Origin of the sequence: Streptomyces sp. NPDC059009, assembly GCF_042740175.1 — a bacterium.
GTDB lineage: Bacteria > Actinomycetota > Actinomycetes > Streptomycetales > Streptomycetaceae > Streptomyces.
The window spans coordinates 13362-28398 of sequence record NZ_JBHYJB010000049.1 but is presented as its reverse complement, the minus strand read 5'-3'; the positions used below and the strand labels follow the sequence as shown (position 1 = coordinate 28398).

Genomic DNA, 15037 nt, shown 5'->3' with positions numbered 1-15037 from the left:
GGAGTGACTCCCTCCGGCGATGGACGGATCGTCCTGTAGTACCTGCGCCGCCCCCTCCCGACATACGGGAACCGGGAACCCCGGAAAGCACAGCACGACCGGGTCATCCTCAAAGGCGGCGGCATGACAGTCCCTCTGCTCCTTCTTGGAGCTGCCTTCCTGCTGATCCTGGCCAACGGCTTCTTCGTGGCGGCAGAGTTCGGCCTCGTCACCGTCGACCGGCCCGACGCCGAGAAGGCCGCGGCCGACGGCGACCGGCGGGCCCGTACCGTCGTCGAGTCCCTCAAGGAGCTGTCGTTCCAGCTCTCCGGGACACAGCTCGGCATCACCATCACCTCGCTCGTCGTCGGCATGCTCGCCGAACCGGCGCTCGCGCAGCTCCTCAAGGGCCCCTTCACGGCGATCGGCGTCCCCGAAGGCGCCGTCTCCGGTGTCTCGGTGGTCGTCGGGATGCTCCTCGCGTCGGCCGTGCAGATGGTCATCGGCGAGCTGGTGCCGAAGAACTGGGCCGTGTCGCGGCCGCTGCAGGTCGCGCGGTTCGTCGCGGGCCCGCAGCACGCGTTCGCGCGGCTCTTCCGGCCGGTGATCTCCCTCCTGAACACCGTCGCGAACCGCCTGGTCCGCGCCCTCGGCGTCGAACCGGCCGACGAGCTGGCCTCCGCCCGCACCCCGGGCGAACTGGTCTCCCTCGCCCGCCACTCGGCGCAGGCGGGCGCCCTGGAGCAGGACACGGCCGACCTGTTCGTGCGCACCCTCTCCCTCGGCGAGCTCACCGCACAGCATGTGATGACGCCCCGCGTGAAGGTCAGCGCCCTGCAGTCCAGCGCCACCGCCGAGGACGTCGTGAACCTCACCCGCGCCACCGGCCTGTCCCGCTTCCCTGTCTACCGGGAGCGGATCGACGAGGTCGTCGGCATGGTGCACCTCAAGGACGCCCTCGCGGTCCCCGGCCACGATCGGCTGCGCACGCCCGTGAGCCGCATCGCCCAGTCCCCGCTCCTCGTCCCGGAGACGCTGCCCGTGCAGCCCCTCCTGGAGCGGCTGCGCAGCGAACAGCCCATAGCCGTCGTCGTCGACGAGTACGGCGGCACGGCGGGCGTCGTCACCCTGGAGGACATCGTCGAGGAGCTCGTCGGCGAGGTCCGCGACGAGCACGACCGGCTCGATCTGCCCGAACTCGCCCCCGCCTCGGCCGAGGACGGCCGCCCGGCGTGGGACGCCGACGGCGGCTGCCGCGTCGACACCCTCCGGCGCATCGGCCTCGACGCCCCCGAGGGGCCGTACGAGACGGTGGCCGGACTCGTCGCCGACCTCCTCGGCCGCATCCCCGCCCCCGGCGACCGCGCCGAACTGCCCGGCTGGCGGCTCTCGGTGCGCCAGGTCGTGCACTACCGGGCGGAGCGGGTGCGGATCGTGCGGACGGGTGCGGGTGCGGGTGCGGCGGCGGCCAGGGAGGCGACGCCGGAGCGCTCCCGACCGGCCACCGCCACGGCCTCGGTCATTCCCGCCCTGGACGAGCAGGTCCTGGAGACCCCGGCTCTGGAGGCGACCCGATGAGCGTCCTGCAACTCGTCTTCGCCGTCCTCCTGGTGCTGACCAACGGCTTCTTCGTGGGCGCCGAGTTCGCGCTCGTGTCCGTGCGCCGCAGCCAGATCGAGCCCCTGGGCACGAAGCGGGCGCGCCAGGTGCTGCACGGCCTGGAGCATCTGCCGCAGATGATGGCGGCCGCCCAATTCGGCATCACCGTCTGCTCGTTGACGCTCGGCGCGGTGGCGGAGCCGACGGTGGCGCACCTCCTGGAGCCCGTCTTCGAGGCGGTCCACCTGCCCGAGGGCATGATCCACCCCCTCGGATACGTGATCGCGCTGGCCGTCGTCGTCTTCCTCCACCTCGTGATCGGCGAGATGGTCCCGAAGAACCTCGCGATGGCGGCGCCCGAGAAGACCGCGCTCTGGTTCAGCCCGGGCCTGGTCGCCTTCGCCCGCCTGTGCCGCCCGGTCACGGCCGCGCTCGGCGCCTCGGCCCGCCTTGTCCTGAAGCTGTTCCGGGTCGAGCCGAAGGACGAGGTCGAGGCGGTCTTCACCAGCGAGCAGCTGAACCGCCTGGTGGAGGACTCCGGCCAGGCCGGGCTCCTCGAACCGGAGGAGCAGGAGCGCCTGGAGGATGCCCTGGAGCTGGGCTCGCGCCCGGTCACGGACGTCCTGCTCGACGGTGCCTCGCTGGTCACGGTCGGCCCCTCGGTCACCCCGGACCAGATCATCGAACTCACCGGGCGCACCGGCTACTCCCGCTTCCCGGTCCGCGCGGAGACCGGTGCCTTCATGGGCTACCTCCACGTCAAGGACGTGCTCGACCTGGAGGAGACGGACCGCGCGGTGCCGCAGCAGGTCTGGCACCCGATGACGACGCTGCGCGCCGAACTCCCCCTGGACGACGCCCTGACGGTCATGCGCCACGCGGCGGCCCACCTGGCCCAGGTGGCGGACGCCTCCGGCCGCGTACTCGGCCTCGTCGCCCTGGAGGACGTCCTGGAACTCCTCGTGGGCGAGGTGCGCGACCCGGCCCACCGGATGGCGGGCCCGCGCCGGCCCCAAGAGGCGGCGCGGGGCGGGGCGTTGGTGGGCTGACAGCCGTTCACCGAGGGCGGGCGTCGTGGTGGACCACTACGGCGCCCGTCCCATGCCCGCGTCCCGTGCCCGGACGATCGCGGCCGCTCGGTCGGTGACCTGGAGCTTCATGAAGATCGACGAGACGTGGTTGCAGATCGTCTTGGGGGAGAGCCGTAGCTTCCGGGCGATCGCCGGGTTGGCCAGGCCCGCGGCGATCAGGTCGAGCACCTCCCGCTCGCGTGCCGTCAGCTCCGGGAACGGCGAGCGCTCCCCGGCCCCCGGCGGCCGCGCCATCCACTCGGCCACCCGCCGGGCGATCCGCGGCCCGAAGATCGCCTCGCCCGCGGCCACGCACCGCACCGCCCGCACGATCTCCTCCTGAGCGGCGCCCTTGAGGATGTAGCCGAGGGCCCCCGCCCGCATCGCCGCGAACACCGACTCGTCGTCCTCGAACATGGTGAGCACGAGCACGGCCGTCTCCGGCGCCGCCGCCATCACCTCGCGGGTCGCGCCGACCCCGTCCAACTCCGGCATCTCCAGGTCCAGTACGAGCACCCGGGGCCGGTGCAGCAGCGTCTCGCGCACCGCCGCGCGCCCGTCGGCGGCCTCGCCGACCACCACGATGCCCTCGATGGAGCCGAGCAGCGCCCGCAGCCCGTCCCGGACCACGGGGTGGTCGTCGGCCAGGACCACGGTGAGCCCGGCGGGGGGCGAGGACCTCGGGGGATTCGCGGGCGTCGTCAAGGCGCGGCTCCCAACTGCGGCGCGGCGCGTGCCGTTTCGCTTTCCGTTGCGTACGTCCGTCGTTGCGTACGCGGATTGCCGTTTCGTACGTCGATCACTACCCATCGTCCGGGCGCGGGACCCCCTTGTCCTGGGTGCGGGCACCCGTCGCGGCCGGGAGGTCTTCCCGGTGCCGTGGGGAGCGGGCGCCCTGACCGGCGGGAGCGTCCGGCGGACACCCTCGGGGTCAAGCAGTTCCTGAACGAAGGGTTCCACCCATGCGAACGACATGTCCGAGACGGCGCACGGCGCTGGCGGCGGCCACCGCCGTCGTCGCCTGCGCGGCCCTCGCCGGGGCCGCGCCCCCGGCGAGGGCCGACACCCCGCCGGTGATCGCCTCCTTCGGTCCGGGAGGCGCGATCCAGGGCCGCGGGTTCCTGCCCAGCCACACGGTCTACGTCCGGATCGCCGTCTCCGGCGTGCTGCCGTGCAACGGCAGCACCGCACCCGACCTCCGGCAGAGCAGCCCGCTCTACCAGTTCACCTCCGACCCGGCCGGCAATCTCACGGCCTCCGTCGACATGAAGACCATCGCCCCCGGCGCGTTCTGCGGCGGTGTCATCTGGGGCGCCGCCAACGGCGAGCAGGTCAGCGTCTCCGCCCACGACGGGCGGCCCGGCAGCGACATCACGGGGCTGCTGTGGAGCAACACCTTCACCATCACCGCGACAGGGGGCGGCACCACTCCGCCGCCCGGAGGGGGTCACTCATGAGGCACCGGATCACGTACGCGCTGTCCGCTCTCGCCCTGGGCGCCGCACTGGCGCTGCCCACGGCCGTGGGCGCGCAGGCGACCACCGGGGCGGCCACCGCCACGACGGCCCGGCTGCAGGACCCGGCGTGCAGCAACTACCAGGTGGGCGGCCTGATCGGCGACAAGTGGTGGTCCCTCGGCGGGGAGGGCGGCGTCCTCGGCTGCCCGACCTCGCCCGAGCTGGACACCCCCGGCCGGGCCGGGAAGTACCAGACCTTCCTGCACGGCGGGATCTCCTGGTCGCCGGACCAGGGCGAGAAGATGATGGTCGCCGCCTACCAGCAGGGCCAGTCGATCAAGGTCGACTGGGGGCCGACGAACCCGTTCAAGTACAACAAGTTCATCGTCCGCTGGGACCGCAACGGCGAGAACATCGGCCAGCAGGACGTCTTCCCCGGCGGGGGCTCCACCTCGGGGAGCCACACGTTCGGCATCCCGGGCCCCGGCACGTACGACGTGATCGTCGAGGGCTGCGACTACGACCCGTGGAGCGGGTCCGAGTGCCGTCAGGGCTGGACCATCCCGGCCCCCGTCTTCGTCCCGTAGCGCCCCAGGAGGAGAACAATGCATCGCAGGATCAAGGAAGTCGGCGTCGCGCTGGTCGCCCTGGCCGCCTGCTGCGGCGGGCTCGTGGCGGCCGCCGGGCCCGCCGCGGCGGCCCCGGCGCCAGAGGCCCCGGCCGTGGCTCCGTCCCTCGCCGTCCAGAGCGACTGGGTCCTCTTCGACTACACATACAGCCAGTCCTCCTGCGAGCAGGTGGGACAGGAAGGCGTGGCGCTGCAGAGCTGGGTCGCCTACCAGTGCCTTCCGGACGGCATCCGGTGGGCGCTCTGGGTGCGCTACAGCTGGGTCTGAGCGTCCGGCACATCCCGCCGCAGCGGGAGTTCCGCGCTGACCCGGCCGCCCTCGGGCCCCGGTTCCGCGCGGCACCACCCGGCCAGCTCGGCGGCCCGCTCCGCCATCGTCGTCAGGCCCACTCCGGGCCGCCACGGCGTGGTGGGCGGGCCGCCGTTGTCGGTGACGTCGAGACGCAGTGAGTCGTCGACGCGGAGCCGGACCAGGGCGTGGTCGGCGTGCGAGTGCCGGGCGGCGTTGGTGAGGGCCTCCGCCGCGATCCGGTACGCGGCGACCTCGACGGCGGCGGGCAGGCGGGGGAGGGCCGCGGGCGCGTCGATGGTGATGGCGAGGGGAGCGCCCGCCACCCGGTGGCTGAGCCGCTCCGCCTGCCGGGTCAGCGCCACGACGAGCCCCGACTCGTCGAGCGCGGGGGGCCTGAGGCCCTCCACGAGCCGCCGGATCTCCTCGATGGCGCCGGTCGCGTGGCCGCGCAGCTGGTCGAGGAGGTGCTCGGCGGACGCGGGTTCGGCCCGGACGAGATTGCGGGCGGCGTCGGCGGTGAAGGCGAGGCCGGTGAGCGTCGGGCCGAGCCCGTCGTGCAGATCGCGGCGCAGCCGCCGGCGCTCCTCCTCGCGCGCCGAGACCAACCGCTCGCGGCTGGCCCGGAGTTCCTCGGACAGGACCGTGGCACGCACCGCCACCGCGAGCGGTACCACCAGCACCTTCAGGGTGCGCAGGTCCTCCGCCCCGAGCCGGGCCTGCCCCCGCCGGGTGCCCACGACGAGCTCCGCCTGGTCCGTGCCGGGGTCGGGCAGCGGCACCACCACGCACCCGGACCCCGCCGTGCCCGACGCGGCCACCGCACGGCCGCCGAGGCGGAACGCCGCGTAGGGGAGCCGCAGCGCGTCCCGCACCACGAGCAGCAGCCCGTCCAGGCCCGCCTCCGTGCGCAGCCGGGCGCCGAGCCGGTCGAGCGCGCGCACGGGGTCGCCCCGGTCCCCGTACAGCAGCCGGTCGATGAGGCGCTGCAGCACGCCGCGCACCGGGTGGAAGGCGACCGCGACGCCCACCGCGACCAGCGCCGCCCCGCCCAGGTGGAAGCTGCCGAGGAGCACCCGGTCGACGAAGAGTACGACGCCCGTGTAGACGCCGATGACGCCCAGCGAGAGCGCGAGGTAGAGCAGGGCGCGCGACACCACCCACTCGATGTCGAAGAGCTCGGGGCGCAGGATGCCCACGGCCATCGCCAACGGCTGGGTCACGACGAGGACTTGGAGCCCGGCGGCGCTCATCCCGAGCGGCCACCACGGCAGCGCGCAGAGCACCGCGAGCATCAGCCACAGGAGCTGGCGCCGCAGCCGCTCGCCGCCCGAGCGGTAGCGCAGGACCAGGGCGGCGAGGTCGACGAGCATCGGTACGAAGATGCCCGCCAGGTCGATCTGGGTGCGGTGCGGTTCGAGGGGCGGCCAGGACAGGACGCGCAGATAGCCGACGGGTCCGCCGACCGCGTACGGGTGCGGCGTGGTCACGCACCACATCCAGAAGAGCACACCGGCCGCGGCCGTCCCCCAGGCGACCGGCCGCCAGTGCGGAGCGGGGAGCCGCCCGGTCGGGAACAGCAGCAGCGCGAGCGGGATGAAGAGCCGAAGCCCCAGCGGCCAGCAGGCGAGCGCGACCGTGACGAGGGCCCGCAGCGTCGGCTCCGCCCAGCCCTCGCCGAGGCCGAGCGCGAGCAGCCCGAGCGCCGCGACCGTGCCCGCGTGCGCCGCGCCGCCGCCGAGCAGCAGCCAGCCCACCGGGTTGCCGGGCCGCCGCCAGGCCACCGGGACCCCGCAGCCCGCGAAGACGAGCGCGAGCACGGCATCGGTCACCAGGAAGCTGTCGACGGCCAGTTGATAGCTCAGGCCGCAGTGGGCCCACAGCCCGGTCCCCACGCCCACCGCGCCCGCCACCACGGCGAAGAAGCCCCACGCCAGCCAGGTGGTCACCACTGCGCACCCCCACCGCGTCCGCCCTCACGGCAAGATCCTCGGGGTCAGGGTCGCGGACGGGAAGAGACATCCGGACGGCTTCGTCCCGAAACGCCTCGATCGGATGACGAGGGGGCGTCAGCAGAGACTGAAGGGGCGTCAGGCGAGACCCGGGTCGCTCGGTCCGCGCCCCGACAGGACCTCCCCGTACGCCTGCATCAGATCGGGCAGCCGCAGCGTCGACAGGTCGTCGCGGGTCGGCGCGCCCGGGTAGCCGGAGAGCCGCAAGTCCCGGTAGGCGCAGCTCTTCTCGTACAGGGTGCGCAGGAAGCGGCCGTTGCCGAGCTCGTCGATCCACTCCTGGCCGACGACGTGCCCGCTGATGGAGCGCAGCTCCTCCAGGGCCTCCTCGTCCCACACGTCGCCGTTGTCGGCGGCGAGGACCTCGCCGATCGAGGTGAGTTCGAGGGGGCGGTACGAGGGGAAGTCGACGCGGGAGGTGAAGCGGGAGGAGAGCCCGGGGTTGGCGGCGAGCAGCCGGTCCATGCCCTCCGGGTAGCCCGCGAGGATCACCACGAGGTGGTCGCGGTTGTCCTCGGCGCGCTTGAGCAGGACCTGGAGCGCCTCGTCGCCGTACGCGTCGCCCTTGCCGTAGCCGGAGTTGGAGAGGGAGTACGCCTCGTCGACGAAGAGCACCCCGCCGATCGCCGAGTCGATCAGCTCGTTGGCCTTCACGGCGGTCTGGCCCAGGTACTCGCCGACCAGGTCGGCACGCTGGGCCTCCACCAGGTGGTCGCCGCCGAGCAGCCCGAGCGCGTAGAAGACCCGGCCGAGGATGCGGGCCACGGTGGTCTTGCCGGTGCCCGAGGGGCCGGAGAAGACGAAGTGTCGTTTCGGCGGCTGGACGGGCAGGCCCTGCTCGGCCCGCAGACGTGCCATGTTCAGCTGCGCCGAGAGCGCCTTGACCTGCCGCTTCACCGGCTCCAGGCCGACCATCCGCTCCAGTTCGTTGAGCGCCGCCGTGAGCAGGGCGGGGTCGGCGGGGCCCGGCGGGAGCTGGCTCGGGCCCGGGCGCACCGGGATGACCGCCTTCTCGCGCACCGCGTCGGTCTCGGCGGGGCCGCCGACCGGGGGCTGTCCGGGCTCGCCGGCGGCGGGCAGCCCGGGGCCGGTCACCTTCACGTCCCGGCCGTCCGGCTCGAAGAGCGGGTCGCCGCCCTCGGGGGCCTCCGTCACGTCCTGGCCGAGCCCGGCCAGGGTGATCGCCGCGAGGTCGCCCACCTCGTCGTACCCGTCGCCCTCGGCGATGGCCGCGAGCCGGGCCGAGGTGTCCATGAAGGCCGGATCCACCCGGTGCACCGCGCGGTACAGCGGCAGGGCGGCGGCGGTGCGCCCGGTGCCCTCGTGCGCGCGGGCCAGCCAGTAGCGCAGCTCCTTGCGCTGCGGCTGCTCGCTGCGGCAGCGCATCAGGGCGGCGGAGAGCAGCGGCTCGGCCTGCCCGAACATCTCCAGGCGGACCCGGGCCATGCCGCCGAAGAGCCCGGCCTCGATGCCGAGCATCGGGTCGTCGATCAGCGGGTCGGTGTGCCGGACCAACTGCTCCCAGTCCTTGACCAGATAGGACCGGCAGGCGTGCAGGAACCGCACCTGCGGATCCGCGTCCACCGGCGGCAGCCCCGCGAGCGCCCGGTCCAGCTCCGGCACATGGCGTCCGTCCAGCCAGTGCGAGGCGTGTGCGAGCAGCAGGTCGCGGGCGCTCTCCAGGACCGGCTGCACCCACCAGCCCAGCCAGTACCAGGAGTTGAGGGTGCGGGAGTGCCGGGCGCGCTGCTCGCCGAAGCGGTCGCGGTGCTGGAACATCCGCAGCAGCGCCGTCGTCGTGTCGATGCGCAGCGCGTGCAGGCCGAGCCAGCCGTCGGCCATGCCCGGATCCATCCGTACGGCGGCCCGGAACTCCTCCTCCGCCTGGGGATAGGCGCCCATCGTGTAGGCGTCGACGCCCCGCAGCCAGGCGAGGTCGGCCGGGGCCGGTGCGCCCACCGCGTCGAAGTCCATCACGTCCCCCACAAACCGTGCCCCCGTGGTGTGCCGCCGGGCCGGTGCCCAGCGGCAGCCCTTCGCTGAACCGCCGTGCTGCGGACGGGAGTTGACTCGGTGCGCAGAGCAAGCCGTCCGTGAGTCGCACCGAGAGGCATCGTACCTGCGCGGAGGGTGTCCGCCGTAGGGTGCCGCGCTGCCGGATCTCGCACGGAGAGGGCGGGCCGACGGTCACCCAGGGTGAGCGAATCACGCCATCCGGCGTCGGCTCAGGAGCCCTTGAAGGCAGAACGAAGCCCCCGATCACGGGGGAACAACCGGGGGCTTCGCGACTGCGGGCGGCCGCTACGGCCGCTCCTTCAGAACGTAAGTCCTGTATGGCCCCTGGGTCAAGCCGAGTTGGAGGTCTCCGGGAATCTCTTCAAGCCAAGTGGAAGCGGTTTTCCGGGGGTTCAGCACACCGCCGATAATCCGTCACTGTGAGTGATGGACGGGGCTGCATCTCACGCCTCACGAGACCTCTCACGCACCTCGTATCCCTCCTGACACTGCCGCACCAAAAGCTGAGCGAAGGGTTCCGTCGGGTCCTCGGCGAAGTGGCGGCGCTCCGCGGGCTCCCAGCCGTCCCAGAACGCGCGCTGCACCTCTCCGTCCCGGCGGCGCCCGCGCGCCCAGGACTCCTCCCGGGGCAGCTCCATCCACAGCAGCCGCGCCAGCCACGGACGCACCGCGCGCCGTCCGGCGCCGACGCCCTCCAGGAGGACGACCGGGGCGGGCGGCACCTCCCGGTCCACCGGCCCGAAGCGGCGCGCGGTCCAGTCGTACGCGGCATAGCGCGCCGCCTCGCCCCGCGCGAGCGGTGCGACGACGTCCCGCAGCAGCCGCCCGTCCCAGCCGAAGAGCTCCTCGTGGCTCGCGATGTCGTCGAGGCGCAGCACGGGTGCCCCGCCGAGCGCCGCGGCGAGCCGCCCCGCGAACGTCGACTTGCCGGAGCCCGCGTGCCCGTCGACGGCGACCAGACGGACCGGCCCGCAGGACGGCGGGAGCTTCAGCAGCGCGTCGGCGAGACGGGTGAGGTCGCAGGTGCTCATGATCGGCAGCGTACGTCGCTCCACCACAGGATTCAGCGCGCCGTCCCAGGTGATGCCACAGGTAGAGGCCAATATTGGTCCGGCCGGCGAAGGTCGAATCGCTGGCAGAACTGACGGCCCGGCGGCCATAGTTGGCCCACTCGCACGCCCGCATCGCACGCCCACCCGCACGCCCGCATCGCCCGCTCACCTGCACGCCCCTCCCGCCCCTCCCGCCCCGAACCAGCCGACACCGCACAGGGGGTCCCCTCATGGACCGAGCTGATGACATGTCCCGCAGAACCGTGCTCGGCACGGCCGCTGCCCTGGCCGCCGCGGCCGTCACCGTGAGCCCGGCCCTCGCCGCCGCCCCGGCCCGCCGCCCCCGCGCGGACCGGCACATCGACAACCGCTTCTGGACCTCGCAGCCGGACTGGTCGGCCGGCACCGCGGCCGGCACCCGGGTCGTCGCGGGCGCCCGCCCCGGCGTGGTGATCGGCGAGCCCGCGGGCACCACCGACTACACCGACCCGCACACCGGCAAGAAGGCCACCTGGGAGTACGCCCGGTGGACCTCGCCCGTGCACCGCTCCACCGTCCCCGCCACCGAGGTCGTCGCCTCCTGGAACGCCCGCACCCCGGCCGGGACCTGGCTCCAGGTCGAGCTCCAGGGGACATACGGCGACCAGGCCGTGACCCCCTGGTACGTCATGGGCCGCTGGACCTCCGGTGACGACAAGGAGACCGACATCCGTCGCACGTCCGTGGACGACCAGACGGACGGGAAGTCGAGCATCTACACCGACACCTTCTCCATCGACGACCCCGCCACCGGACTGCGTCTCGTCTCCTACCGGCTCCGTCTCACCCTGTACCGCAGGCCCGGCAGCACGGCCACCCCCACCGTGTGGCGGCTCGGCGCGATGGCCTCCGCGGTCCCCGACCGCTTCACGGTGCCCGCGTCCGCCCCCGGTCTCGCCAAGGAGCTGAAGGTCCCGCGCTACTCCCAGGAGATCCACGCGGGCCAGTACCCGGAGTACGACAACGGCGGCGAGGCGTGGTGCAGCCCCACCTCCTCGCAGATGATCATCGAGTACTGGGGCCGGAAGCCCACCCCCGCGGACCTCGCCTGGGTCGACCCCTCGTACGCCGACCCACAGGTCTGCCACGCGGCCCGCTTCACCTTCGACTACCAGTACAACGGCTGCGGCAACTGGCCCTTCAACGCCGCCTACGCCGCCACGTACAAGGACCTCCAGGGCGTCGTCACGCGCCTCGCCTCGCTCACCGAGCTGGAGTCGCTGATCGCCGCGGGCATCCCGGCCATAACGTCACAGTCGTTCCTGAAGGAGGAGCTCACGGGCGCGGGCTACGGCACGGCGGGCCACCTCATGACGGTCATCGGCTTCACGGCGGCCGGCGACGTGATCGCCAACGACCCCGCGTCGCCCAGCGACCCGGCCGTGCGGCGCGTCTACAAGAGGCGCGAGTGGGAGAACATCTGGCTGCGCACCAAGCGCAAGAACGCCCAGGGCAAGGTGGTGTCGGGCACGGGCGGCGTCTGCTATCTGTACTTCCCGGCACGCCCCTCGGAGCGTCAGCGCAAGGCGCTCGCGGCGGTGGGGGTGCGCTGAGCACCGAGAGCCGGGCACCGAGACGGGAGGCACACCATGCGGCAGCCCACGAACCACCCCGCCCTGCGCGCACTCGACCCCCTGGTGGGGCGGTGGCGCATGTACGCGGTGCCGGGCGGCGGCCCCCGGGTCGGTCCCGTCCTCGCCGAGTGGGCATGGACGGACGACGGGGGTTTCCTGGTCCAGCGCGCGGACCTCGCCCCCGACGTGGAGATGCCGCAGGAGTGGCGTGACCACCACCCCTTCCCGACCGTCACGATCACGGGTTACGACGAGACGGAGGAGCGCTTCACGATGCTGCACGCCGACGCGCGCGGCGTCTCCCGGGTCTACGGACTCGGTTTCGCCGAGGGGGAGTTGCGGATCTGGCGCGCCGCCCCCGGCTTCCACCAGCGGTTCGCCGCCCGCTTCGACGCGGGCGGCGACACGCTGACCGGGGCCTGGGAGCTCTCCAAGGACGGCGTCACCTGGGCGGAGGACTTCGGCGTGGTCTACGAACGAGCCCCCGCCTGAACCCCCCGCCCCTGGACCCTCGCCCGCCCGATCAGCCGGCCGGTACCGGGTCCACCACCCAGTCGGGGTGGCCCGGCATCGGCGGCGTCTTCGCGCCGTACAGCCAGGGGCGCAGGAACCCTTCGAGGTCCTCGCCCGCGATCTTCGACGCCAGGTCGATGTACTGCTGCGTGCTCGCCGACCTGCCCTTGAGGCCGGTCACCCAGGCCCGCTCGATCTTCTGGAACGTGGCGTCGCCGACCTGCTCGCGCAGCGCGTACAGGACCAGGGCCGAGCCGTCGTACCGCATCCGCTTGAAGAGGTTCGGCTCGGTGGGCTCGGCGGGGGCGCCGTAGTCGCGGCGCCAGATGTCGTGGTTCTTGTACGCGGTCTTCATCGCGGTCTCGAAGCTGTCGCCGCCGTGCGCCTCCGAGTAGAGCCGCTCGTAGAACCGGGCGTGGCCCTCGCTCAGCCACAGGTCCGACCACGACTTCAGGGCGACGCTGTCGCCGAACCACTGGTGGGTCAGCTCGTGCACCATGTTCCGCTCGGCGTCGACCTGGGTGCCGAGCAGGTCGGCCTTCGGGATGAGCGAGAGCGTCTGGGTCTCCAGGGCCACGCCGAGGTCGGTGTCGCCGACCAGCAGGCCGTACCGGTTGAACGGGTAGGGCCCGAGCCGCTGTTCGAGCCAGGAGAGGTGGTCGGGGGTGAGCTTGCGGTAGGCGGCCGTGGGCTCGACCAGGTTGTCCGGGACGACGTCGCGCAGCGGCAGCCCGCCGGGGCCCTTGCCGTCGACGAACTGGAACTTGCCGACCGCGAGCTGGACCAGCTGGGTGGAGAGCGGCTGTTCGGAGTCGTAGGTCCAGCGGACCCGGTCGCCGGGGCGGTCGGTGCGGTCGGTCAGCTTGCCGTTGGCCACGGCCGTGAGGCCCTTGGGGGTGGTGATGCGGAAGGTGATCGGGGCGCGCTGGCTCGGGTGGTCATTGGCCGGGAAGATCAACTTGGCGCCGTTGGGCTGCGGATAGACCACCGTGCCGTCGGGCGTGGGTATCCAGCCGTAGTCCTCGATGGCGTCGTCGCGGTGCCGGGTCTGGGTCGGGTCGGCGGTGTAGGTGACCTTGACCGAGAAGGAACTGCCCTTGGGCAGCGGTGACTTGGGGGTGACGGTCAGCTCGTCACCGGCGCGCGACGTGGCCGCGGCGGCGCCGTTCACCGTCACCTGGTGCAGGGTGTTGCCCGCGAAGTCGAGGTTGAAGCGGGACAGGGACTGGGTGGCGGTCGCCCGGATCGTGGTGGTCGCCTCGAAGGGCGTCTTCGGCGCCTGCCAGTCGAAGTCCAGGGTGTAGCGGTCCACCTTGTAGCCGCCGTTCCCGTCGAGCGGGAACATCGGGTCGCCGAGGCCGGGGGCGCCGGGTGCCGGCTTTCCGCCGTCCTCGGTGGTGGGGCCGGACGGTGCTGCGTGCGAGACCGGTCCGGTGAGGGCCGCCGCCACGGTGATCGCCGCCGCGAGGGCGAGCCGTGTTCTGCGGCGGGATATGCCGTACGTGCTCATCGGAAACCTTTCGGTACGGATGCTGCGCGGACGTTCGTCGTAGTTAGACGCACAGCATTCCGTCCGAGTTGTGGGTGACCAAGGTCTCTCCCGCGACGGCCGGTTCGGGTGGCAAGGTGGAGGGGCCGCGGGGGAGTGGCGGGGGAGAGTCCAGCGCCGTGCGCACCGCCGCGCCACCGCGCGAAGCCTTACGAACGTCAGCGAGAAGCCATGACCGCGACCCCTGCCCCCGCGCCGTCCGCCACCGCCTCCGCCGTCCCCCGGGCCCGCACCCGCACCGGCGGCCCCAAGGACACCGGCCCGCGCCTGCTCGAGCACCTGATGGGCTGGACCCTGGTCGTCGTCGTCGCGATGTTCGTCACGCAGACCGGTCTGCTGTGACCTGGCTCTCATAGCCGCCGTCTCCGCCGCCGTCCCCGTCACCGGCGTCGAGCCCCACCCGCCAGTGCCGGTCGGGCACCCCCACGAGCCCGTACAGCCAGCGCACCGGCGAGCGGCGGTGCAGCAGCGTCACCCCGGCCAGGACCGCGAACAGCGGCAGCCCGATCCAGCCGCCGACGAGCCGCACCAGGACGCTCGCCACCAGCGCCCCCAGGAACGGCAGGCCGTACACCCCCGCCGCCGCGATGGCGATCCCGATGAACTTCGGCACCTTCCGGTCCTCGTCGGCGCCCGGCAGCGACCAGCCCTCCATGAGCCAGCCGATCTCGGTCATCAGCATCGTGCCGATCACGGCGGCGCCGAACAGCAGCAGCGCCAGGAACGTCCCGGACGTCAGGAAGTCCAGGACGTGGTTGACCACGCTGTCCTGCTTCCAGTGCGCGAAGTCCCTCGCACCCGGCGACAGGAACCGCTCGTAGCCGCTGCCGTCCCAGCCGTGGATCAACGTCCCGAACAGCAGGAAGTACCCGCCCACGCACTGCAGGTACGCCCAGTACCCGGCCCCCACCAGGACCAGGGTCTGCGCCGCCAGGAACCCGAGGATCGCCGCGACCGGGATCCCGCCCGCGTAGAACAGCACGAACCCCGCCCAGACACCCTCATGATCCGCGGCGACGTGCATGGTCGCCCACGACGGGTTCTGCCACAGCAGGAAGAGCCCCGTGGGCACCATCAGGACCGCCGCGAAGAGCACGGTGAGCGCCAGATACGGGTTGGCGGCCCGGCTGCGGGTGCGCGGCCCCTCCCCGGCGTTGATCCGCTCCCACACCTGGAGCTGGCGCCCCGCCGCGACCGCGAAGGTCGCCCCGGCCCCGTACGCCCAGAAGAGGGCGGCCTGGATCTCGATCACCGTGCCTC

14 protein-coding genes are annotated in these 15037 nt (G+C 73.0%); 8 read left to right on the top strand and 6 right to left on the bottom strand.

The window, feature by feature from the left end; genetic code table 11:
* Window positions 1-123 precede the first annotated feature (123 nt).
* Together ACFWYM_RS37240 and ACFWYM_RS37235 are read left to right on the top strand one after the other, a co-directional pair.
* Complete coding sequence (locus ACFWYM_RS37240) at window positions 124-1557, top strand: hemolysin family protein (RefSeq protein ID WP_384847372.1); 1434 nt, start codon at window positions 124-126, stop codon at window positions 1555-1557.
* On the top strand, window positions 1554-2627 hold the full coding sequence (locus ACFWYM_RS37235) for a hemolysin family protein (protein ID WP_384847370.1): 1074 nt from the start codon (window positions 1554-1556) through the stop codon (window positions 2625-2627). Before ACFWYM_RS37240 ends, ACFWYM_RS37235 begins: the two co-directional genes overlap by 4 nt.
* Window positions 2628-2663: 36 nt before the next feature.
* On the opposite strand, the gene ACFWYM_RS37230 is transcribed toward ACFWYM_RS37235, so the two are convergent.
* Window positions 2664-3353: a response regulator gene (locus ACFWYM_RS37230; RefSeq protein ID WP_384847368.1), complete on the bottom strand. Its 690-nt coding sequence runs from the start codon at window positions 3351-3353 to the stop codon at window positions 2664-2666.
* A 257-nt stretch (window positions 3354-3610) separates the two neighbouring features.
* Between ACFWYM_RS37230 and ACFWYM_RS37225 the strand changes: the two genes are divergently transcribed.
* Genes ACFWYM_RS37225 through ACFWYM_RS37215 form a run of 3 tightly spaced genes read left to right on the top strand, consistent with a single transcriptional unit; the run spans window position 3611 to window position 5001 of the window.
* Window positions 3611-4105 carry a hypothetical protein gene (locus tag ACFWYM_RS37225; RefSeq protein WP_384847366.1) on the top strand — a complete coding sequence of 165 codons (495 nt, stop codon included), beginning with the start codon at window positions 3611-3613 and terminating at the stop codon, window positions 4103-4105.
* Window positions 4102-4692 carry an LGFP repeat-containing protein gene (locus ACFWYM_RS37220; protein WP_384847364.1) on the top strand — a complete coding sequence of 197 codons (591 nt, stop codon included), beginning with the start codon at window positions 4102-4104 and terminating at the stop codon, window positions 4690-4692. The genes ACFWYM_RS37225 and ACFWYM_RS37220 overlap by 4 nt, the downstream gene beginning before the upstream one ends.
* An 18-nt stretch (window positions 4693-4710) precedes the next feature.
* Window positions 4711-5001, top strand: coding sequence for a hypothetical protein (locus tag ACFWYM_RS37215; protein ID WP_384847362.1), 291 nt, complete (start codon window positions 4711-4713; stop codon window positions 4999-5001).
* Here the strand turns inward: ACFWYM_RS37215 and ACFWYM_RS37210 are convergent.
* The 3 genes from ACFWYM_RS37210 to ACFWYM_RS37200 all read right to left on the bottom strand — a co-directional run bounded on the left by ACFWYM_RS37210 (window position 4986) and on the right by ACFWYM_RS37200 (window position 10081).
* Entirely contained in the window at window positions 4986-6971 is a 1986-nt protein-coding gene (locus ACFWYM_RS37210) for a sensor histidine kinase (protein WP_384847360.1), read from the bottom strand. The genes ACFWYM_RS37215 and ACFWYM_RS37210 overlap by 16 nt on opposite strands.
* A gap of 141 nt (window positions 6972-7112) precedes the next feature.
* The gene (locus ACFWYM_RS37205) at window positions 7113-9008 is read right to left on the bottom strand and encodes an AAA family ATPase (protein ID WP_384847358.1); all 1896 of its coding nucleotides are present in this window, start codon (window positions 9006-9008) and stop codon (window positions 7113-7115) included.
* Between the two features lie 485 nt (window positions 9009-9493).
* Window positions 9494-10081 (bottom strand): uridine kinase, encoded by a 588-nt coding sequence (locus ACFWYM_RS37200; RefSeq protein WP_384847356.1) that lies wholly within the window; start codon window positions 10079-10081, stop codon window positions 9494-9496.
* Window positions 10082-10332: 251 nt separating this feature from the next.
* On the opposite strand from ACFWYM_RS37200, the gene ACFWYM_RS37195 reads away from it, so the two are divergent.
* Together ACFWYM_RS37195 and ACFWYM_RS37190 are read left to right on the top strand one after the other, a co-directional pair.
* Window positions 10333-11694 carry a peptidase C39 family protein gene (locus ACFWYM_RS37195; RefSeq protein ID WP_384847354.1) on the top strand — a complete coding sequence of 454 codons (1362 nt, stop codon included), beginning with the start codon at window positions 10333-10335 and terminating at the stop codon, window positions 11692-11694.
* A gap of 36 nt (window positions 11695-11730) precedes the next feature.
* Window positions 11731-12207, top strand: a complete 477-nt coding sequence (locus tag ACFWYM_RS37190) for a hypothetical protein (RefSeq protein ID WP_384847352.1) — start codon at window positions 11731-11733, stop codon at window positions 12205-12207.
* Window positions 12208-12238: 31 nt separating this feature from the next.
* Here the strand turns inward: ACFWYM_RS37190 and ACFWYM_RS37185 are convergent, their stop codons facing one another.
* A complete protein-coding gene (locus ACFWYM_RS37185) occupies window positions 12239-13738 on the bottom strand; it encodes a M1 family metallopeptidase (RefSeq protein WP_384847350.1) in 1500 nt (499 codons plus the stop codon).
* A 210-nt stretch (window positions 13739-13948) separates the two neighbouring features.
* On the opposite strand from ACFWYM_RS37185, the gene ACFWYM_RS37180 reads away from it, so the two are divergent.
* Window positions 13949-14119, top strand: a complete 171-nt coding sequence (locus tag ACFWYM_RS37180; protein ID WP_384847348.1) for an SCO1431 family membrane protein — start codon at window positions 13949-13951, stop codon at window positions 14117-14119.
* Here the strand turns inward: ACFWYM_RS37180 and ACFWYM_RS37175 are convergent.
* Window positions 14097-15029 carry a hypothetical protein gene (locus ACFWYM_RS37175; RefSeq protein WP_384847346.1) on the bottom strand — a complete coding sequence of 311 codons (933 nt, stop codon included), beginning with the start codon at window positions 15027-15029 and terminating at the stop codon, window positions 14097-14099. The genes ACFWYM_RS37180 and ACFWYM_RS37175 overlap by 23 nt on opposite strands.
* Between the last annotated feature and the right edge of the window lie 8 nt (window positions 15030-15037).

Bases quoted from the DNA above. Each gene is read 5' to 3' on its own strand.
- ACFWYM_RS37195 (WP_384847354.1), top strand. From the start codon at position 10,333: ATGGACCGAGCTGATGACATGTCCCGCAGAACCGTGCTCGGCACGGCC.
- ACFWYM_RS37190 (WP_384847352.1), top strand. From the start codon at position 11,731: ATGCGGCAGCCCACGAACCACCCCGCCCTGCGCGCACTCGACCCCCTG.
- ACFWYM_RS37225 (WP_384847366.1), top strand. From the start codon at position 3,611: ATGCGAACGACATGTCCGAGACGGCGCACGGCGCTGGCGGCGGCCACC.
- ACFWYM_RS37205 (WP_384847358.1), bottom strand. From the start codon at position 9,008: ATGGACTTCGACGCGGTGGGCGCACCGGCCCCGGCCGACCTCGCCTGG.
- ACFWYM_RS37240 (WP_384847372.1), top strand. From the start codon at position 124: ATGACAGTCCCTCTGCTCCTTCTTGGAGCTGCCTTCCTGCTGATCCTG.
- ACFWYM_RS37235 (WP_384847370.1), top strand. From the start codon at position 1,554: ATGAGCGTCCTGCAACTCGTCTTCGCCGTCCTCCTGGTGCTGACCAAC.
- ACFWYM_RS37185 (WP_384847350.1), bottom strand. From the start codon at position 13,738: ATGAGCACGTACGGCATATCCCGCCGCAGAACACGGCTCGCCCTCGCG.
- ACFWYM_RS37215 (WP_384847362.1), top strand. From the start codon at position 4,711: ATGCATCGCAGGATCAAGGAAGTCGGCGTCGCGCTGGTCGCCCTGGCC.
- ACFWYM_RS37220 (WP_384847364.1), top strand. From the start codon at position 4,102: ATGAGGCACCGGATCACGTACGCGCTGTCCGCTCTCGCCCTGGGCGCC.
- ACFWYM_RS37200 (WP_384847356.1), bottom strand. From the start codon at position 10,081: ATGAGCACCTGCGACCTCACCCGTCTCGCCGACGCGCTGCTGAAGCTC.
- ACFWYM_RS37180 (WP_384847348.1), top strand. From the start codon at position 13,949: ATGACCGCGACCCCTGCCCCCGCGCCGTCCGCCACCGCCTCCGCCGTC.